Origin of the sequence: Glaciimonas sp. Gout2, from assembly GCF_035018905.1 — a bacterium.
In the GTDB taxonomy this organism is placed as follows: domain Bacteria; phylum Pseudomonadota; class Gammaproteobacteria; order Burkholderiales; family Burkholderiaceae_D; genus Glaciimonas.
Window position 1 is genome coordinate 518,230 of record NZ_JASJXA010000001.1, and the last position, 20,826, is coordinate 539,055.

General features: G+C 49.2%; 18 protein-coding genes. 4 read left to right on the top strand and 14 right to left on the bottom strand.

The annotated features are described in order from the left end of the window. Nucleotides 1–88 precede the first annotated feature (88 nt). The 12 genes from QN379_RS02355 to QN379_RS02410 form a co-directional block, all read right to left on the bottom strand. Nucleotides 89–1,363, bottom strand: a complete 1,275-nt coding sequence (locus QN379_RS02355) for a CmpA/NrtA family ABC transporter substrate-binding protein (RefSeq protein WP_323505869.1) — start codon at nt 1,361–1,363, stop codon at nt 89–91. Nucleotides 1,364–1,705: 342 nt separating this feature from the next. Continuing rightward, on the bottom strand, nt 1,706–2,326 hold the full coding sequence (locus QN379_RS02360; protein WP_322235274.1) for an ANTAR domain-containing response regulator: 621 nt from the start codon (nt 2,324–2,326) through the stop codon (nt 1,706–1,708). 172 nt (nt 2,327–2,498) lie between these two features. Then, entirely contained in the window at nt 2,499–3,536 is a 1,038-nt protein-coding gene (gene pyrC / locus QN379_RS02365; RefSeq protein WP_322235271.1) for a dihydroorotase, read from the bottom strand. Then, nucleotides 3,529–4,296 carry an AAA family ATPase gene (locus tag QN379_RS02370; protein WP_323505902.1) on the bottom strand — a complete coding sequence of 256 codons (768 nt, stop codon included), beginning with the start codon at nt 4,294–4,296 and terminating at the stop codon, nt 3,529–3,531. Before QN379_RS02370 ends, pyrC begins: the two co-directional genes overlap by 8 nt. Before the next feature lie 394 nt (nt 4,297–4,690). Next, entirely contained in the window at nt 4,691–5,416 is a 726-nt protein-coding gene (locus QN379_RS02375; protein ID WP_322235268.1) for an amino acid ABC transporter ATP-binding protein, read from the bottom strand. Between the two features lie 81 nt (nt 5,417–5,497). After that, a complete protein-coding gene (locus tag QN379_RS02380) occupies nt 5,498–6,193 on the bottom strand; it encodes an amino acid ABC transporter permease (protein ID WP_322235264.1) in 696 nt (231 codons plus the stop codon). A 2-nt stretch (nt 6,194–6,195) separates the two neighbouring features. Then, a complete protein-coding gene (locus QN379_RS02385) occupies nt 6,196–6,948 on the bottom strand; it encodes an amino acid ABC transporter permease (protein ID WP_322235262.1) in 753 nt (250 codons plus the stop codon). A gap of 300 nt (nt 6,949–7,248) precedes the next feature. After that, the gene (locus tag QN379_RS02390) at nt 7,249–8,196 is read right to left on the bottom strand and encodes an amino acid ABC transporter substrate-binding protein (RefSeq protein WP_322235259.1); all 948 of its coding nucleotides are present in this window, start codon (nt 8,194–8,196) and stop codon (nt 7,249–7,251) included. A 194-nt stretch (nt 8,197–8,390) separates the two neighbouring features. Then, a complete protein-coding gene (locus QN379_RS02395; protein ID WP_323505870.1) occupies nt 8,391–9,509 on the bottom strand; it encodes an amino acid ABC transporter substrate-binding protein in 1,119 nt (372 codons plus the stop codon). A 95-nt stretch (nt 9,510–9,604) separates the two neighbouring features. After that, the gene (locus QN379_RS02400) at nt 9,605–10,891 is read right to left on the bottom strand and encodes a Glu/Leu/Phe/Val dehydrogenase (RefSeq protein ID WP_322235253.1); all 1,287 of its coding nucleotides are present in this window, start codon (nt 10,889–10,891) and stop codon (nt 9,605–9,607) included. A 261-nt stretch (nt 10,892–11,152) separates the two neighbouring features. Next, nucleotides 11,153–12,142 carry a LysR family transcriptional regulator gene (locus QN379_RS02405; protein ID WP_323505871.1) on the bottom strand — a complete coding sequence of 330 codons (990 nt, stop codon included), beginning with the start codon at nt 12,140–12,142 and terminating at the stop codon, nt 11,153–11,155. Between the two features lie 220 nt (nt 12,143–12,362). Further along, nucleotides 12,363–14,234, bottom strand: coding sequence for an ABC transporter ATP-binding protein/permease (locus QN379_RS02410; protein ID WP_323505873.1), 1,872 nt, complete (start codon nt 14,232–14,234; stop codon nt 12,363–12,365). Between the two features lie 85 nt (nt 14,235–14,319). On the opposite strand from QN379_RS02410, the gene QN379_RS02415 reads away from it, so the two are divergent. Next, complete coding sequence (locus tag QN379_RS02415; protein ID WP_322235245.1) at nt 14,320–14,736, top strand: acyl-CoA thioesterase; 417 nt, start codon at nt 14,320–14,322, stop codon at nt 14,734–14,736. A 110-nt stretch (nt 14,737–14,846) separates the two neighbouring features. On the opposite strand, the gene QN379_RS02420 is transcribed toward QN379_RS02415, so the two are convergent. Then, entirely contained in the window at nt 14,847–15,662 is an 816-nt protein-coding gene (locus QN379_RS02420; RefSeq protein ID WP_322235243.1) for an IclR family transcriptional regulator, read from the bottom strand. Nucleotides 15,663–16,053: 391 nt separating this feature from the next. Between QN379_RS02420 and QN379_RS02425 the strand changes: the two genes are divergently transcribed. The 3 genes from QN379_RS02425 (at nt 16,054) to dgoD (ending at nt 18,999) form a co-directional block, all read left to right on the top strand. After that, nucleotides 16,054–17,112 (top strand): 2-dehydro-3-deoxygalactonokinase, encoded by a 1,059-nt coding sequence (locus QN379_RS02425; RefSeq protein WP_323505874.1) that lies wholly within the window; start codon nt 16,054–16,056, stop codon nt 17,110–17,112. A gap of 61 nt (nt 17,113–17,173) precedes the next feature. Next, nucleotides 17,174–17,797 (top strand): 2-dehydro-3-deoxy-6-phosphogalactonate aldolase, encoded by a 624-nt coding sequence (locus QN379_RS02430; RefSeq protein WP_323505875.1) that lies wholly within the window; start codon nt 17,174–17,176, stop codon nt 17,795–17,797. Nucleotides 17,798–17,850: 53 nt separating this feature from the next. Beyond that, nucleotides 17,851–18,999 carry a galactonate dehydratase gene (gene dgoD, locus QN379_RS02435; protein ID WP_323505876.1) on the top strand — a complete coding sequence of 383 codons (1,149 nt, stop codon included), beginning with the start codon at nt 17,851–17,853 and terminating at the stop codon, nt 18,997–18,999. A 126-nt stretch (nt 19,000–19,125) separates the two neighbouring features. Here dgoD and QN379_RS02440 read toward each other — a convergent pair whose 3' ends face one another. Then, complete coding sequence (locus QN379_RS02440; protein ID WP_323505877.1) at nt 19,126–20,817, bottom strand: long-chain-fatty-acid--CoA ligase; 1,692 nt, start codon at nt 20,815–20,817, stop codon at nt 19,126–19,128. Nucleotides 20,818–20,826 lie beyond the last annotated feature (9 nt).

Sequence of the window (20,826 nt, forward strand, 5' to 3'; positions counted from 1 at the left end):
GATGCATTCAGTCTCCAGTTCAGCCATGCATATGTGTATGAGGAAATGGGCCATTCACATAGCCCATGCCGCTTAGCGACGCTTCTGCTTAGGCTCTGATCTTGAACGAAGCCGCATAGGCTTTAGGATCTTTTCCATCCCATACAACGCCATCCATCAACTTTGAACTGCGCATGACATCCTTTGGCACACTCGTTTTTGTCATCGTTGCAGCCTCTTTGTAGAGGTCGATCTGGCTCACCGATTTAGCAACGGCCAAATAGTCGGGATCGCTCTTCAACAAACCCCAGCGGCGATGCTGCGTCATGAACCACATGCCATCCGACAGATACGGGAAATTAACCAAACCGCCGTTGTAGAATTTCATGTAATTAGGATCGTCCCAAGTCTTACCAAGGCCGTTCTGATAGCGCCCCATAATGCGCTGATCGATCACATCTTTGCTGGTATTAACATACGATTTATCGGCAATCGTTTCTGCCATTTTGTTCTTGTTTGCCAGCGATTCATCAATCCATTTGCTGGCATCTAATACGGCCGCAATCAGCGCGCGACAAGTGTTCGGATTTTTCGTCACGAATTCGGCGGTAGTACCTAATACTTTTTCCGGATGATCTTTCCAGATTTCCTGCGTAGTGATGGCGGTGATACCGACGCCATCAACAATCGCACGATGCCCCCAAGGCTCGCCAACGCAAAAGCCATCCATATTTCCCACCCGCATATTGGCCACCATTTGCGGCGGCGGGACCGTGATGACCTTTGCATCTTTCATCGGGTTGATCCCGTTCGCCGCCATCCAGTAATACAGCCACATGGCGTGCGTCCCGGTCGGAAATGTCTGGGCGAAGGTATATTCACGTTTGTCGGTAGCCATCAATTTTGCGAGCGATGGTCCATCTACAGCGCCTTTGTCGGCCAGCTTTTTAGACAAGGTAATGGCTTGACCATTGTTATTGAGGCCCATCAACACAGCCATATCCTTTTTCTGTCCGCCGATCCCCATTTGGACGCCGTAAATCAAACCTGAAAGCACGTGTGCGGCGTCCAGCTCTCCATTGGAGAGCTTGTCGCGCACGCCAGCCCATGAGGCTTCTTTACTCAGAACAATTTTGATACCGTATTTTTTATCGAAACCAAGCACCGATGCCATGACAACAGAGGCGCAATCCGTCAGTGGAATAAAGCCGATCTTGACCTCAGTTTTTTCCGGCTTATCTGAGCCGGCTGCCCAAACGCCGCTACTAGCTAATCCCAACATACTGGCTCCTGCGGCAATCGTCGCTGTTTGAATGAGTTGACGGCGCTTAACATTTTCTAACCTAGCTGGAGCGCTCTCAGGCACTGCGACTTTTGATTCCATTGCTGTAGCTCCACTTTGTTTTGGCAACAAAAAAGGCATCGTCCCACAATGAGCAAATCATTGCGGGAAGACACCTTTGTCTTAGTTGGACAGACCGCCGTTGGCCATATCCAGAAGCGCCAGCATTGGCGCGTAATCTACTATACGCAAACAACGTGCCAGCATTCCTTGCAGCAACTCATCGCATTTGGTCCGAAAATATGCACTGCGTGTGTGCGCCGCACCAAATGTGTTAGCTTTTATTGGTGCAGAACATAAGGGAAAATGTAAAGAGCTGAGTAAGAACTAGGGAGAAATTGGACGGATTAACAAGGAATCCAGGGATTCCGTTCGCGATGAACGTTACCCCAACAAATCATTGGCGTCGATAATCCGTTGCGCCACTTCAGACAACTTCAAATTTTTATCCATGGCCAGGCGCCGTAATTTTTTATAAGCATCCTGCTCACTGAGTTGTTGACGCTCCATCAACAAACCTTTGGCCCGATCAATTACCTTCCGATCAGCCAATTTTGTTTTAGTGTCCGATAGCTCAGTTAAAAGCTTCTGCTCTTGATTGAAGCGCAGCATCGCCACCTCCAGCACAGGCTTAATGCGAGCGGTCTGTAACCCTGCCACGATGTATGCAGAAACTCCAGCGGCCATAGCGGCCTCCATGCTGGATTTCTTTTCATCTTCGGTGAACAAAACAATCGCCCTACGTGCATCGCGGGTCGCAATGACGACATGTTCCAGGACATCTCGAGCGTCGGATTCAGCGTCTATGATGATCATGTCCGGTTGCATTTGCGCAATACGTTCCGGCAAGTAAAGGTCGGCTGGCAACGAGGCAATGATGTTGTAGCCAGCCTCCAGCAATCCAATACGCAGGGCGTGGCTACGTTCCGCCTGCGCGATGAACGCAGGATCGTTGTCGCCCTCTATGGCAACTGGATTGACAACCACGATACGAAGGTTATGCATGCTACAAAGCCCGTGAAACATCATTTATTCGAAGCTGCATCCTAACAGACGCATTAGTAGGTAGTATAACAACCCATCAAGACGCCATAGTCATGCGTTTACATGCAAAAATCGCACCAGCCAGTGCGATTTTCGGTAGACACATGTTGCCTCAAACGGTTTCCTCAGTTAACTAACTAACCTGTTGCCAGCTCATTAACTCCCCGCCATTCAACGGCACTACCGTCGCGTCTCCCATCGGCAGTTCGGCTGGAATGGTCCAGGACTGACGTTTTAGCGTCACGAACCCTTGGTTACGTGGCAGGTTATAGAACGCAGGCCCATTGAAACTGGCAAAAGCTTCTAATTTATCCAGCGCGCCGACCTGATCAAAAGCTTGTGCATAAAGCTCCAAAGCATGTAATGCAGTGTAGCAACCCGCGCAACCACACGCCTGCTCTTTAAGACCTTTTGCATGCGGCGCAGAATCAGTACCCAGGAAAAAACGATCGCTTCCGGACGTCACCGCTTGCATCAACGCCAAACGGTGCGTCTCCCGCTTCAAAATAGGCAGACAATAATAATGCGGACGAATCCCGCCTTTAAAAATCTCGTTACGGTTGTATAGCAAGTGATGCGCCGTCACTGTCGCCGCGATCGGCCCGTCGGCGCTAGCAACATATTCGGCTGCGTCTTTAGTAGTGATGTGCTCAAAAACCACCTTTAATTCCGGCATATCGCGACGCAATGGCTGCATTACACGATCAATGAAGGCAGCTTCACGGTCAAAAATATCGACGGTTGGATCAGTCACTTCGCCATGCACCAAAAACGGCATGCCAAGTTCTTGCATGACTTCCAGCGTCTTGTAACACTTAGCGAGATCCGACACACCGGCGTCGGAGTTGGTGGTGGCGCCAGCGGGATACAATTTCACGGCATGCACAAAGCCACTCTCTTTGGCGCGACGAATTTCATCCGGTGGCGTGTTGTTGGTCAGGTAAAGCGTCATCAGCGGCTCGAACGACACACCTTCCGGTACGACCGCCAAAATACGCTCCCGGTATGCCGCTGCTTGCGCGACAGAGGTGACGGGCGGCTTCAAATTTGGCATCACAATCGCACGGGCAAACTGGCGTGCCGTATCCGGCAATACGCTTGCCAACACAATACCATCGCGTAAATGCAAATGCCAGTCATCTGGCCGGGTGATGGTCAAGCTATCAGTCATCTTCATTCTCTTCTGCAAAAAGTTGCTCCAGCATGCCAGCCGGATTATTCAGGAAATGGCGGGTAGTCGTGTAATGCTCAGTATCTTCATAGCGCGTTTCTGTCAGACCGCTCTGATCCAGCAAATAAATTCTAGCGTTTGGATACGCTAGCAAAATAGGGGAATGCGTCGCGATAATGAACTGACAGTTAGCTTGCGCCAGCCGATGAATGATGGCCAGCGCTGCTAGCTGTCGATTAGGTGAAAGCGCCGACTCTGGCTCATCCAGCATATAAAAGCCATTGGGCCGAAATTTGTTTTGCAATAACGCTAAAAAAGCTTCACCGTGCGATTGTTTGTGCAACGATCTGACGCCGTAAGACGGACCAATTAATCCGCCAAGGCCGGGCTCTGCATCCAACTCTTCAATGTTAGAGGCGACGTTAAAGAAACTTTCGGCACGCAAAAAATAGCCCGTTTTCGGACGCTTGAAACTTTTAACTGTTCTTAAATAAGTGTGTAAATCTGAATGCGCGTTAGCCGTCGAAAAGCCGGTATTTTGATTGCCGCCTTCAGCGTTAAATCCCCATGCCACCGCCATCGCTTCCAATAGCGTTGATTTTCCAGCGCCGTTTTCGCCGACCAAAAATGTCACATCCGCATGAAAGTCCAACTTTTCTAACTCTCGGACAGCGGGAATACAAAAAGGATAGGCATCAAAGTCGATTTCTTTGACCGGGTCGATTTTTAAAGCACGGAGATAGGGTTTAGCGGCAAGCATGGCATCGTCGTTAGGGGAATGTGAGTATTTTACAGCAGCGACACCGATGAGCGACTTATCCACCACCATTCCAAGCGAATCTAAGCCGCACTTCGTCGTCCCACTTAGGGAGAAAAGTCCCTTTTGATATAAAAGACGAATGATTCCAGTCTTCATACATTCACTATTCGCTATTCGCTTTTCATTGCTCCTTATTCTCAGGTCAACGTGATATTTCCATTGCCCGCATGAAAAAGCCGCTTCAGCTTTAACCTGACGCGGCTTTTATTAACGTTACCTTAGTGGCAATTACTATTTGTACAAATATCGCTGCATTGAGTAGTAAGCGCTCAACAACGTTGTGTGACTGCTTAACAAGCACTTCACAAGCATCTGATGAGCACTCGCTTTTTGCTTAATGGATAATTTTCGCCAAAAAGTCACGCGCACGATCAGAGCGAGGTGCACCAAAAAACTCTTCTTTTTTGCAGTCTTCCACAATCAGGCCCTGATCCATGAAAATGACGCGGTTCGCAACTTTCTTGGCGAAACCCATTTCATGCGTCACAACCATCATGGTCATGCCTTCTTGCGCCAGACCAACCATCACGTCGAGCACTTCGTTAATCATTTCAGGATCCAGTGCTGAAGTCGGCTCATCGAATAACATCGCAATCGGATCCATCGACAACGCGCGGGCGATGGCGACACGTTGCTGCTGACCACCTGACAACTGGCCCGGAAATTTATCTTTTTGCGCGCTCAAACCTACGCGGTCGAGATATTTCAAACCCTTTTCAGTCGCTTCACTAACGCTGCGACCCAACACCTTGATTTGACCGATTGTCAGATTTTCTCGAATCGACAGATGTGGAAAAAGTTCGAAGTTTTGAAACACCATGCCAATACGTGCGCGCAGTTTTGACAAATTTGTTTTTGGATTTCCCACCGAAATACCATCTACGGTGATGTCACCCTTTTGAAAAGGCTCAAGACCGTTAACAGTTTTGATGAGGGTCGACTTACCGGAACCGGAAGGACCGCAAACGACAACAACATCGCCCTTGGCAACGCTGGTGGTGCAATCGGTCAGTACTTGAAACTGACCGTACCATTTACTGACGTTATTAAGTTTAATCATGAAGTTTTCTCCAAATTGCTGAATACAGTTTTGCAAGTGTTCTCTATTGCCGCGCTACGAAGCAACGACAACGGATGCACGTTATCGAATAATCGCAACTTTTTCCTGCAGTTTCTTTACCAGCGTAGATAAGCCAAAACTCATCACGAAATAAACTACTGCCACGAACAGATACATTTCCACCAGACGGCCATCACGCTGGGCAATCTTTGACGCCACGGTGACAAACTCGGGCACTGATCCCAATACATACACCAATGAAACATCCTGGAATAATACGATCGTTTGCGTGAACAGGATCGGAATCATGTTGCGGAAAGCCTGGGGCAAAACAACGTTGCCCATCATCTGCCAATAGTTCATACCCAGTGCATAACCTGCTGACACCTGACCGCGTGGAATCGACTGTATACCGGATCGCATGATTTCGCAGTAATACGCCGCTTCGAATAAGATGAAGGTCACGAGTGCGGATGAAAATGCGTCGACTTGAATCGGTTGTGAAGCGCCGGTAATCCAGGCGCCAATGAACGGCATCAGGAAGTAGAACCAGAAAATCACCAGCACCAAAGGCACAGAACGAATCAGGTTAACGTAGCTGGTTGCAATGAACGAGATCGTTTTGCTGTGCGATAAACGCATCATCGCCAAAATAGTACCGAAGAAAATACCGCCAATCATCGCCGAAATGGTCAGCATCAACGTAAATTTCATACCAGTCGTAAAGAGATATACCCACGACCGTTCGATCACATTAAAGTCAAAATTCGCAAACATGATCAATGACCTCCCGTGCTAGCGCTGCCGGAGGTAATAAAACCCGGTACCGCTGTTTTTTTCTCCAAAAACCGCGCTAACAACAACGCTAAGCTAGAGATGATGATGTAGATGACCGTTGCACCAGTCAGCGATTCAAAAGTCTGAAAAGTGAATTCGCGCATCGAATAGGTGGCGGCAGTCAGCTCAACCAGACCAATAGTCAATGCCACCGAACTGTTCTTGATGATCGCGGCAAATTCATTGGTAAGCGCTGGTACGATAATTCGGAAAGCCATTGGCAACAGCACAAACCGATAAGTTTGTGGAAGTGTCAATCCAAGTGCTGTGCCAGCGAGCTTTTGGCCGCGTGGCAATGCATGAATCCCTGCAGAAACTTGTACGGCGACGCGGGACGAAGTAAAAAATCCCAGCGCGAGAAACGCGGTGATGAACGATGCATTCGGCAAACTTTTAAGCCAATTGCCGAGTCCGGCCGGAACCAGTTCGGGCATCACGTAATACCACAGGAACATTTGTACCAGCAATGGAATATTACGGAATAATTCAACATAACCATTGGCTATGCGCACGGCCCATTTATTCGGCATCGTGCGGATCGTACCGACGACAGTACCAATCACAAGCGCCATAATCCACGCCAAAGCGGACAGCGCTAGCGTCCATTTCAGCCCTGCCAGCAACGTTTCCATATAGGTGCTGACACCATCGGGAGACATTTGCCAGAAAATGTTCCAATTCCAGTTGTAATGCATATTGAGTCCCTCTATTACACTAGTAGTCAGTCCAGCCAAATTTGACGGTTATAAATGGCGTCTTTTTTCGGCCGCTTAGTTGTTCGTCATTGCATAGCTAGCTATGCCGCTACTCTCTTTCGCCTTATCAGACGAAAAAATCTATCCACTTCCATACCGTTAATTCAGCTCGACTGACTGCTAGTGATTATTACCAATGACAGTGCTGGGACTAAAAAAAATTTGTGCATCACAGCAACTTTTACATCGGAAATAAAACGGGAGGCTTTCGCCCCCCTTTATGTTTAAGATGCCCGCATCTTATTTTTTCTTGGAAGATTCTTTTTGCGCTTCCGGTACTGCAGCATAAGTCGCTGGATCACCCGAATCTGTTGGTTTGGCAAACGCCGCCTTCAGCTCTGGGCTCATCGGGATATTTAGCGTGATTCCCTTTGGTGGAATCGCCGCCAAGAACCACTTCGCGTAGATCTTGTTGATTTCGCCTGATTTATACACGTTGGTCAACGCTGTATCGACTGCCTTTTTGAATGGCAAATCGCCTGAACGCTCAATGATGCCGTATGGCTCAACTGACAATGCTTCAGTCGTGATCGAATAGTCTTTTGGCGCCTTTGAACTAGCAGCTAACGATGACAACAAAATATCATCCATTGCGAAGGCAACCGCCCGACCTGTCTCGACCATCAGGAAAGCTTCGGCATGATCTTTAGCCGCCAAAATATTCATACCCAATTTGCGCTCACCATTCAATTCGGTGATTTGCTTCAGGTTAGAAGTTCCGGAAGTCGACACGATCGTCTTGCCCTTCAAATCATCAAGTTTAGTGATGTTAGAGGTTTTTTTAGCCAACAAACGATTTGCTGTGACAAACATTGTTGGCGCAAAGGATACAACCTTCTGACGTTCCAGATTGTTGGTAGCGGAGTCGCAGGACAAATCAATTGCGCCATTTGAGATCAACGGAATACGTGTCGCGGAAGTGACGGGTACCATCTTGACATTTAGCGCAGTCATACCCAGTTGTTTTTGAATGGCAGTGGCTGCCTTCATACACAAATCGATTGAATAACCCTGATACGACTGCTTATCGTCAAGGTATGAAAATGGAATTGAGGAATCGCGAACACCCAGCGTAATGGTGCCAGTATCCTTGATTTTTTTAAGCGTACCGGTCAGTTCTTGAGCTTGGGCTGCGCCAGCAATCACACCAATACTGATTAACGCAACGATTAACTTTGATACCTTCATAACGACTCCCCGGAAAATAATTGTTTAGTTTAACAAAATCAACACCGCAGCAGAAAAACTTTATCTGCCCTGCTACCAACGCGATATAAAAAATAAGTCTTTTACTTATTTCGACTACTACGCTGTCCTGCTTTCGCACTATTGTTAACGGCAGTGAACTGACATTTTACAAAAAATATCATCGCTAATCGAGATTAATTGCCAACCTGATCCGATGGAAAACGTAGCGACTCTTTAAGCAAATAACCCATCGGCATATTCAGATTTATATTATTTTTTGCAGTTATCGGATTAAGAAACCATTTTTGATAGAGTTTATTTAAGTCGCCATCCTGAATCAACCGCGCCATTTCAAGATCAACTAATGCTTTAAAAGCAGGATCATCTTTGGGTAACATAATCGCGTAAGGCTCGGTACTCAGCGCATCGCCAACCACTTGGTAAGCAGCTGGATTTTTTGATGCCGCGCGCAAGCCATACAGCAGCACATCATCCATCACAAATGCATCAACCTTTTTGTCCTCAACCATACGAAATGAATCATCGTGCTCGCGCCCTTCCAATAAAACGATATTAAGTGACCGTACCTGACCGCGATCACTTAAGGTTTTCACACTCGTCGTTCCCTTAGTCGAGGCAACCTTCTTGTTGCGCAAATCCGGCCAGTTTTTTATACCGGAATCAGTATTCACAACCATTCGTACCCCAGCGATAAAATGCGCAATCGTGAATGCGACATGCTGACGTCTCTCTGGCGTATTCGTTGTTGACCCACACTCAAGGTCTGCTTTGCCGGACTCGATTGTCGAGATACGTAACGCCGATGTCACCGGGACATAAGCGATTGTTAATTGTGATAATTTTAATTTTTGCTTAACCGCTTCCGCGATTTTCAAACATATATCGATGGAATAACCAATTGGCTGCTTATTCTGATCAAGAAAAGAAAATGGTAATGAGGCATCACGATAGGCGATCGTAATCGTTTTGGTGTCACGAATCTTGTCTAATATGTCAGCATGTGCGCTGATGGACGCCGTGCTGATGAGAAATCCGCTGAGCATCAATGCTAAATACTTTATAGGACCCGACCCGACAATGCGATCTTTTTGTATAACGCCAGTGTTGGCCTTGCCTTCCATCATAACTACACTTTCCCTTAAAAGATGCGCTAAAACCGCATTCTCGATTGTGACGCAAGATTCAAGCCAGCGGCAACATTCGTCGATGGCGGTGTCCGATTGGTTGTCTAAGTCGGCTAACGGCTTCATCCCAGCCCGATGTGAGTAGCAGACAGTGCCAAAATTCGGCACTATCCAAACTCCAAACCCTTCCGGCATCAATTATCTGTCTGACAACGGCCCAAAATGATGCACGCAAGAAATAGACGACTATAGCGTATCCTTAATCAAGGATACAAGCCACGCATTTCACGCGCTTGCAAAACACGGGTGCACGCCATAATAAATGCCGCTGTTCGTAACGATACTTTCTTCTCCTCTGCCAGTTGCCACACCGAGGTGAAGGCCTCTCGCATGATCCGGGTCAGGCGCAAGTTGATTTCATCTTCCGTCCAAAAGAAGCTGGAAAAATCCTGCACCCATTCAAAATAACTCACGGTCACACCGCCCGCATTGGCGATAACATCCGGTACGATCAATACACCCTTGTCATGCAAAATATCGTCAGCCGCAGGCGTAGTTGGTCCATTTGCACCTTCCAAAATGATCTTGGCACGAATAGTGTGAGCGGTATCAACGTTGATTTGCTGTTCAAGCGCAGCAGGAATCAAAATATCACAATCGGTCGCCCAAAAGAGTGCACGGTCGGCAATCTCTTCACCGCCTTGAAATCCAGCAACGCTGCCGGTTTTAGTGACGTAATCTTGCAATGCCACGACATCCAGACCGCTATCACGCACGATGGTGCTCATATGATCCTGGACAGCGACGACCTTAGCGCCAGCCTCAGAAAACAGGCGTGCGGCGATGCCACCGACGTTACCGAATCCTTGCACCGCAACACGCGCGCCTTTGATATCCAGGCCGCGCTTAGAGGCGGCTTCGCAGCCGACCACGAATACTCCTCGGCCGGTGGCTTCACGCCGTCCCAGACTGCCGCCGAGGGAAATTGGTTTTCCAGTGACGACACCGGAGGCGGTGCTACCCTGATTCATCGAATAGGTGTCCATCATCCACGCCATGATCTGTTCGTTAGTGTTAACGTCCGGGGCGGGAATATCTTTATTGGGACCGATGATGATGTTTATTTCGCTAGTGTAACGGCGCGTCATGCGCTGTAACTCTCCTGGCGAAAGGGTCTTGGGATCGACGCGAATACCGCCTTTTGCGCCACCGTACGGAACGTTGACGGCGGCATTTTTAACAGTCATCCATGCGGATAATGCCATTACTTCCGACAAGGTTACGTCCTGATGAAAACGCACCCCGCCTTTTCCTGGGCCGCGTGAAGTATTGTGCTGTACGCGATAACCTTCGAAGTGGGCAATGGTGCCGTTGTCGCGTTCGATCGGCACATCAACGATCAGAATACGCTTTGGCCGCTTCATGGTTTCGACCCAACGCGCTAACGAGCCCAAATAAGGCGTTACACGATCGATTTGTTCAAGGTAATCGCCCCATGGACCAATGCCATGTGTCGACAAATAAGAAGGAACTTCATGCTGAATAGACATTTTAGAACGCGCTCCGTAGGTTGCAATGAGGTGCAAATAAGGTGAGGTAAGGCGCACAAAACAGCCCTATTAATCTCGCAGCGAATCGTAAAACATTGGGGTGCCTCAATTCCAATGCTTTGTATGCATGCCATTATGCATTTTTTGCATGGATACGATTAAATCGGCCTGATCGACTGTTTTCCGGACCACGTGCTCACTTAAAATGCATCTTGCTACTTTACTTTTTTGGTTTGCTTTTTCTTCGTTTTTCTTGGTTTTTTACTTTGCTTTTTTCTTTGCTTTTACCGTATTGGTCAATTCACTCGTTTTGCGCGCTGGCATCTTCAACTCTTGCTTCTGTAATAAGTAAGACCAAAGCCGCGCCACCACAGGTTTGCCGGGGCGTTGCGCAGTTGGGCGTTCACGATATAAGCGAATTTCCATGGTTGCCTCCCACTCAGTTGCGCCATCGTCCACGCGCGCCAACTGCTTAAGTTTGACTTCCCGCGTCACAGCGGACTCTGGCAGAAAGGCGACCCCATGCCCTTCGAGCGCCATCATTTTTAAGCCTTCCGCCATATCCGTTTCATAGCGCTTATCCAGATGTAGTGGCTTCTTGGCGTCGGCCAAAATCAATTCCACCATTCGTCCGAGATAGGCGTTACTGGTATAGGACAAAAAAGGCAAAGGCGTGTCACTACTACCGGGGAATAAATAATCGGGTACTCCAGTTTTGTTGCATTGGGCATAAGCACGCAGCACTTCACTACCTAACGTGAGCATGTCATAACGACCGGAGTCGAGTTGCACCGGTTGACGCGGATGGTGATAACACAACAACAAATCGCAACCACCATCGACCATTGTCATGACCGCATCGTGGACATTGAGTGCAATTAAACGGGTAGTGAGCGCACCGAAATCCGTCTCAAGCAAGCGAATCCAGCGCGGCATATACGTTAATGACAACGTGTGCGGGACGGCAAAATCAACGGTATTTAATCCGGTCGGGCGCTTGCCGCGCATGAGCGCTCGCGCATTGTTAATCTGCCCGAGCATTTCCATCGCTTGCTCGTAAAAAACTTCGCCGGATGGCGTTAACCGCGTCGGGTACGACGTGCGATCAATCAAATCTGCGCCAAGCCAGGCCTCCAGCGATTGTATTCTGCGCGAAAACGCAGGCTGTGTGACATGACGCAGCTCTGCAGAACGACTGAAACTATGCGTTTCGGCCAACGAAATAAAGTCTTCTAACCATTTGCTTTCCATTCCCCTATCGTAACGCGAAGTCGGTCTTGGAAGGGTCCCTCACCGTGCAAAAAAATATCAAATGCGGGACAAAAATAGTTCAATGCTGACTTTAAGTGCACTAACCGTATCAGATCGGTTAATTTCAATGCTCAGCAAGCCAGTCGATTACGTCGACCAACCCTCTTTGGTTAGCCCCTTTACGACTGAAAATCACACATTCAGCTGAATACAAACGCCATCAGACTTCTGCAAGCGGCATCTGGGGAACAGACGGTGACGATGCTGGCGAAGCCTCTTCAGGATTAGCTTGCTGGCGCGCCCACATTTGTGCGTAAGCGCCATCCGTCGCCAACAATTGACTATGCGTGCCGCGTTCGATGATGCGCCCGTGGTCCAGCACCAGAATTTGCTCGGCATCGGCGATCGTCGACAAACGATGCGCAATCACCAGCGTGGTTCGGTTTTTTGCAATTTCTTTTAATTGCGTCTGGATTGCCTGCTCGGATTTAGAGTCGAGGGCAGAAGTCGCCTCATCAAAAATTAATAGCGCCGGATCTTTTAGCAAGGTACGCGCGATCGCCACACGTTGCTTTTCTCCGCCCGATAATTTTAATCCCCGCTCGCCGACCATGGACGCATAGCCATCTGGAAGCGATTCAATAAAATCATGAATATGCGCCGCTTTCGCCACCGCTATTATTTGTGCTTTGCTGGCACTCGGCATACCGTAAGCAATGTTGTATTCGATAGTGTCATTAAATAACACGGTGTCTTGCGGCACAATGCCGATCGCCTGACGTAAAGACGTTTGCGTAATAGCGCGGATATCTTGCCCATCGATCGTAATTTTCCCCTCGTTGATATCGTAAAAACGAAACAGCAAACGCGATAGCGTCGACTTGCCTGAACCGCTATGCCCGACCACTGCAGTAGTCGTGCCGGCAAGGATCGTAAAGTCGACGTCAAACAGAATTTGGCGATTGCTTTCATAGCTAAAATCGACATGTGAAAAATGGACTTGCGCACCGGTGGTGAATAGCGGCATGGCATCCGGCGCATCGGCAATCTCGCGGTTCTCATCAAGTAGCGAAAACAAGCGCTCCATATCGGCCAGGCTTTGTTTGATTTCACGATAAATAACACCCAAAAAATTGAGCGGAATATATAACTGGATCATGAACGAATTGACCAATACCAAATCACCCAATGTCATCTTACCGTCGATGACCCCTTGGGTTGCGCGCCACAGAATCAACGTCACCGCGATGGCGATGATCAGAGACTGTCCCGTATTGAGCAGCGATAATGAGGTTTGCGATTTCACCGCAGCGGTTTCGTACTCACTCAAGCCATCATCGTAGCGCTTGGCTTCATAGGCCTCGTTGCCAAAATATTTGACGGTTTCATAATTGATTAAAGAGTCGATCGCTTTGGTATTGGCTTTCGAGTCGAGCGCATTCATGGTGCGCCGAAAGTGGGTACGCCATTCAGTCACCACAACGGTGAAAGTAATATAGATAACCAATGCGCCGCCGGTGATAACCGTGAACCAGATATCGTAATGAATAGCCAGATAACTCAGCACCAGCGTGATCTCAACCAGCGTCGGCAAAATACTAAATAAAGTGTACGAAACCAGAGACGATATACCGCGGGTACCACGTTCAATGTCGCGCGTCATACCGCCGGTTTGTCGATTCAAATGAAATCGCAGCGATAGCGCATGTAAATGCCTGAACACTTGCAGCGCAATGGTCCGCACTGCACGTTGCGTGACCCGCGCAAATACAAATTCGCGCAACTCGGTAAATAAGGTTGTGCTCAGTCGCAACGCGCCATATGCTGCCAATATACCCAGCGGCAAAACCAGCATGGCCTGCGGATGCAATGCCGTAATCGTCATGCTATCGACCAGTCGCTTAAGGACCAGTGGAACCCCAACGTTTGCCATTTTTGCACCGACCAAAAATAATAGCGCTAGCGAAACGCGCCATTTATAAGTCCACAAATAGGGTATCAACGTTTTTAACGTGGACCAGTCGCTCCGTTTAGAAGCGGGCGCAGACGCTGGATTGGAGGCATCTGGAGAGGGAGTAGAGTAACGACGCATGGATAGAATCTTGTGGAATAGTTTATGCTGAAGGCCAAGCTACTATTGTAGCCCTTAAGGATTAAAGGATTAAAGGATTAACAACATGACTGAACAAATTAACACGGCCAACGCGGATATATTGCCAGTTGGAAAAATGCCCCAATTGCGCGTGATGCCTATGCCCAGTGACGCCAATGTCTACGGCGACGTCTTTGGCGGCTGGATTATGGCCCAAGTGGATGTCGCTGGCTCTTTACCAGCAACCCGTCGCGCCAACGGTCGCGTGGCAACCATTGCAGTGAATTCGTTTGTTTTTAAAAATCCGGTGTTCGTCGGCGACCTGTTGTCCTTTTACGCGGAAATTGTCAAAGTCGGCAATACTTCGATTACCGTCTATGTAGAAGTCTACGCCGAACGCAACCGTCTGCAAACAGAGATCGTTAAAGTGACCGAAGCTACGTTGACCTACGTTGCCACCGACCTAAATCGTAAACCCAGACAAATCCCACAATTGGATTAACTGCAAGATGTGCGGCTCAGGTTCGCCACGCGCATGTGCCGTTAAGTAAATGCGCCAGAGTAGTCAGCGTGCGGCAATTGTTGGGCGATAGGCATGCAAATGCCATGAAATCAATTCCTCTGACAATTGCCCAACTCACCCGAAATCGCCGCGGCAGCCTTTTTTACAATGGGGATCAGTGCCTGCATTCGCTTGTGCGGCATGTAAGGCAAGGTACTGGACACGCTGATAGCCGCAACGATCATGTGGCTAGCGTCACGAATGGGCGCTGCGACGCAGCGGATTGATGGTTCGTTGTCCTCCAGATCAAAGGAAAAATCTCCTTTTGCGTATTGCTGCATTTGCTCAAGAAAGTCGCCCCAGCTCCCTTTTTTTAATAACTTTAGGCTATCGACGGTATGCACAAAAGACCGTTTCTCGTACAAATCCTTCCATCCTTCCTCATTCAGGCCAAGCATCAAAGCTTTACCGACGCCGGTGGTGGCAATTGGCATGCGATGCCCCACGCGCGAGCGCATTTCCAGACCCTTTTTGCCTGAAATTTTGTCGAGATAAAGAACGTCATCCACATCCCGTACGGCGAGATGAATTGTGTCATTGGTTTGCTCTGCGAGCGATTCCAGATAGGGCCTTGCGACCACGGAAAGTGATACTTCTTCGCGCGCCTGAAACCCCAGCTCAATTAATTTAGGGCCAAGCGCGTAGCCGGTACTCGAGCTAAAGCGCAAATAACGTTCCTGCACCAGACAACTGGCGAGCCGATGCGTCGTGCTGCGGGTAGTGCCCACGGCAGAAGCGATGTCCATCAATTCACGCGCGCCAGCGGCGACTGCATGCACTACAGCCAAGCCGCGCGACAAAGTTTGTGTGCCGGTAGGGTTCAAGCCGTTTTGGGAAACCTCAACTGTCGCCGCTGGCTTAGTCATATTCAACACTTTCTTTTTATAAATCGATATCAAACCAGAATCACCCCACTATTTGGATGCATATTACAGGCAGGAATAATGAATGTCCCGTAGCGCATTTTACACAAAATAGTATTAAAATCCCACATATTGGGACGTAGTTTCATATATTGACAAAATAAATATGAAGGTCTAGAGTGCGATAACCGCTTCAAAGACGCTTTGCGCCACGGTCATCGGCGACGTTGACTTGGGACTTAAATGAAATGCGGGAATTGCCGCATCAAAGAAATGCAAAGGTCACGATTGGCCGACGATCAGACCAGTCAGGCCCCGCTTTAGTGGCTTAGTGGCATCAATAACAGACACCAAACGCCAGGACAATGATGAAGGTAACGTGGAAGATAAACTCATGAATCAAACCCAATTAATTGCCTTGGATTGGGGCACCTCGTCATTACGTGCGTACCGCATCGGTCATCAAGGTGTGGTGCTTGAGCAACGGGCGCTTTCTACGGGAATTATGCATTTGCCGACTGTTACTACCGAAAACCAACAAGCGCTGGGCGACAAAGCTGGCTTCGAACTCGCTTTTCGACAAGCCTGTGGCGATTGGTTAGCGGCAGCACCACCAACACCGATCATCGCTTGCGGCATGATTGGCAGTATGCAAGGCTGGTGTGAAGCGCCTTACTTGCCGATACCGATTGCCATTAATCAGATCGGAAAAACGTTAAAAACTGTACAAACCTCCGATGGATTAGTCGTCCATATTGTGCCGGGCCTGATACAACATTCCACCTTGCCCAACGTTATGCGCGGGGAAGAAACACAAGTCATCGGTGCATTAGCGATAGCAGCCGAACAGCGCGGAAAGCATCAGCATTCAGTAGATGATGTATTGATCGGTCTTCCGGGTACACACTCAAAATGGGTACGCGTACATCAGCATAGTACCGAGCCGACTATCCAGCATTTCGACACCTTCATGACCGGCGAAGTTTACGCCGCGTTGTGTGCGCATACTATTTTGGGACGGACCATGCAAATGGATGCCGCCTTTGACTTCGGCGCTGATACTGAAAAAAATACGGCCAATCATTTGGCTTTTTCGCGTGGCCTTGAAGTGGCGCAGACCGTTGCAGGAAGGGCCGGCGTACTTTCTACGATTTTCAGTACCCGCACATTAGGTTTAACCGATGCGCTGGACGGCAGCGGACAACGCGAATATCTCTCAGGACTATTGATTGGCCATGAGATAGCGGTGTTGCGTGCATCGCTGGAGGAGTTGGTACATCAGCCGCAGCAAATCATCCTGATTGGCGACGCTACGTTGTGCGCGCGTTATAAAACGGCATTAGATATCTATGAAATAAAAGGCGCTACCGTGACAGCAAAAGCGACTGAGCGTGGCTTATGGATGCTGGCGAAACAGGCGGGACTGGTTTCCGCTCACGCAGTGCCAGTCTGATGTCGCCCGCCAGCATGGACACAATATTGCAACAGATATTTATTATATTAAGGACCACCAGATGTTAAAAAATGCGATGAAACAATGCGGCATGATCGCGATTTTACGCGGGGTTCATCCCGGCGAAGTCGCGGCTATTGGCATGGTGCTTTACACCGCAGGATTCCGCGTCATTGAAGTACCATTAAACTCACCCGAGCCGTTTGAAAGTATTCGTCTGTTACGGTCTGCATTGGCCAATGATTGCGTCGTCGGCGCAGGAACTGTTTTAACCCAGGCGCAAGTAATCGAGGTAAAAAATGCAGGCGGTGAAATCATTGTCATGCCGCACAGCGACGCCACCGTGATCGGCGCTGCAAAGCAGGCTGGGCTTGCCTGCGCTCCTGGCGTCGCCACTGTCACCGAGGCGTTTGCCGCATTGGCCGCTGGCGCGGATATTCTTAAAATGTTCCCTGCCGAGCAGCTCGGCCCCATCGTCGTAAAAGCGTGGCGGGCGGTGATTCCGGCGAGTGTTGCACTGGTTCCGGTCGGTGGTATTACACCGAAAAATATGGCGGCTTTTGTCGCCGCCGGGGCTTCTGGATTTGGTCTTGGTTCTGCCCTTTATAAACCCGGTATGCATGCTGAACAAGTGCGACTGAACGCAGAACAATTTATTGCTGCCTGGCGTGCCGTCGTCGCTTAGGCGACCGGTTTGATCGGCACTAGAAAGCCATAGAATAATAAGGAGATGACTGCATGAAAATCACAAAACTTACTACGTACATTGTGCCGCCGCGGTGGTGCTTTTTAAAGATCGAAACTGATGAAGGTGTCGTGGGATGGGGCGAGCCAGTCGTTGAAGGCCGTGCCCATAGCGTCGCGGCGGCCGTAGAAGAGTTATCCGACTATCTGATCGGCAAAGATCCGCGCAACATCGAAGATCACTGGACGGTGCTATATCGTGGCGGATTTTATCGCGGCGGCGCCATACACATGAGCGCACTAGCCGGTATCGATCAGGCGCTGTGGGATATTAAAGGTAAGGATCTCGGGGTCTCAGTCAGCCAGCTATTGGGCGGCCCGGTGCGCGATAGCATCAAGGTGTATTCATGGATCGGTGGCGACCGTCCTGCAGACACCGCAGCCGCGGCAAGAGATGCCGTCGCACGTGGTTTTAGTGCCGTCAAAATGAATGGCACGGAAGAGTTGCAATTCGTCGATTCTTATGAAAAAGTCGAAGCGATGCTGGCCAATGTTGCAGCAGTCCGCGATGCCGTGGGTCCGCATATCGGTATCGGCGTCGATTTCCATGGCCGCGTGCATAAACCAATGGCGAAGATTTTGATCAAGGAACTTGAACAATACAAACTGATGTTTATTGAAGAGCCGGTTCTGAGCGAAAACTATGAGGCACTAAAAGAAATAGCGCATCTGACCAGTACGCCAATCGCCCTCGGCGAACGGCTGTATTCGCGCTGGGATTACAAACGCATTCTCAGCGAAGGCTACGTGGATATTATTCAGCCCGACGTGTCGCATGCCGGTGGCATCACAGAAACGCGCAAGATTGCCACCATGGCCGAAGCCTACGATGTGGCCGTTGCCCTGCATTGCCCACTCGGCCCAATCGCGCTGGCAGCGTGCCTGCAAGTTGATGCGGTTTCATACAACGCATTCATTCAGGAGCAGAGCTTGGGTATTCATTACAACGAGAGCAACGATCTACTCGACTATGTGGTCGATCCTGGCGTATTCGCCTATAACGAAGGCTATGTCACCATCCCACAAGGGCCGGGTCTGGGGATTGAGATCAATGAGGAATATGTAAAAGAACGCGCTGCCCTTGGTCACCGCTGGCGTAATCCGATCTGGCGTCACAAGGATGGTAGTTTCGCAGAATGGTAAAACGGTTTTAGCATCACGCCAGCTCATCATCAAATAAATTAGACCGACAAAATCCCCGAGATACGTTAAGCATTTCGGGGATTTCTATATCGCACTATCGTATAAGCAAACGCCATATGAGCAAACTTATGCCGCTTCTTTTTGCGGCACCTTTTCGTCGCGCAACTCACGTCGCAAAATCTTACCGACGTTAGTCTTCGGTAATTCGGTGCGGAATTCAATATATTTCGGTCGTTTGTAACCGGTCAGTTGCTCTTTACAATAACCCATCAATTCCTCTACAGTTAGTGAAGGATCTTTACGCACAACAAATAGCTTGACGACTTCGCCAGCATGTTCATCCGGCACGCCGATACATGCGCACTCCAGCACACCTGGATGTTCAGCAACCACACCCTCAACTTCATTCGGATAGACATTGAAACCTGAGACCAAAATCATATCTTTTTTACGATCGACAATCTTGGTATAACCATGCTCGTCCATCACACCGATGTCACCAGACTTAAAGAATCCATCTCGCGTCATGACCAATGCGGTTTCGTCCGGACGATTCCAGTAACCGACCATGACTTGTGGTCCACGAATGGCGATTTCACCGGCTTCTCCCAACGCGACCGGATTTCCAGCATCATCGAGGATCACGATTTCAGTTGATGGCAATGGCAATCCGATGGTGCCATTGTAGGCTGTAATCGTCGGCGGGTTGGCACAGGCAATGGGCGATGTTTCCGATAGGCCGTAACCTTCGATAATAGGACAACCGGTCACTGCCATCCATTTATCAGCGACTACTTTTTGTACTGCCATACCGCCGCCGACACAGACTCTATAACTAGAAAAATCCAACTTCGCAAAATCGGGATGATTGACCAGTGCGTTATACAGTGTGTTCACCGCTGGAAACGTATTGATTTGATACTTGGATAATTCCTTGATCAGACCGGCGATGTCTCGAGGATTTGGAATCAATACATTTAGCGCGCCTTCGCGCATACCAAATATGCCGCATATGGTCAGGGCGAAGATATGGTAAAGCGGCAAGGCGCAGACGAACACGAGTTGCTCAATCTCGGGGCCTTTATCCAAGCCCGGTGAAAGCCACGCTTCCGCTTGCAACACGTTCGCAATTACATTGCGATGAGACAGCGTTGCACCCTTAGACACGCCGGTTGTGCCGCCGGTATATTGTAAAAATGCGACGTCCTCTTGTGTCGTCGCAAACGGCGTCAAGGTCATGGACCCAGCCTCCGACAGCAAACGCTTAAATGGGGTGGAACCGGGCAATAAAAATACCGGCACCATTTTTTTAACGTGCCGTACCACCAAATTGACGATCAACCCTTTAGCGCCCATCAAGTCGCCCATCGTGGCGACAACCACGTGTTTTATCTTGGTGCGAGTGAGTACCTGTTGCAACGTCGTAGCAAAGTTCTCCAAAACGAAAATCGCTTCCGCACCAGAGTCGTTCAACTGATGTTCCAGTTCCCGCGGCGTGTAGAGAGGATTAACGTTGACGACGGTATATCCGGCACGCAAAATGGCCGCGATCACCACGGGATATTGTAAAACGTTTGGCATCATAATCGCGACCCGCGCGCCTTTTTGCATGCCTTTGCTTTGTAGCCATGCGGCCACTTTTCTCGATAACTGATCAACCTCAGCGTAGGTCAGATACTTGCCCATGCAAACATAGGCATTACGCCCAGCATACGTTTGAAATGCCTCCTCCAGCAAATGCACTAAAGATCGATACGGGGTGTAATCAATTTCGGCAGGAACGCCTTCGGGATACGATTTAAGCCAAAATTTATCCATGGTCTGCCC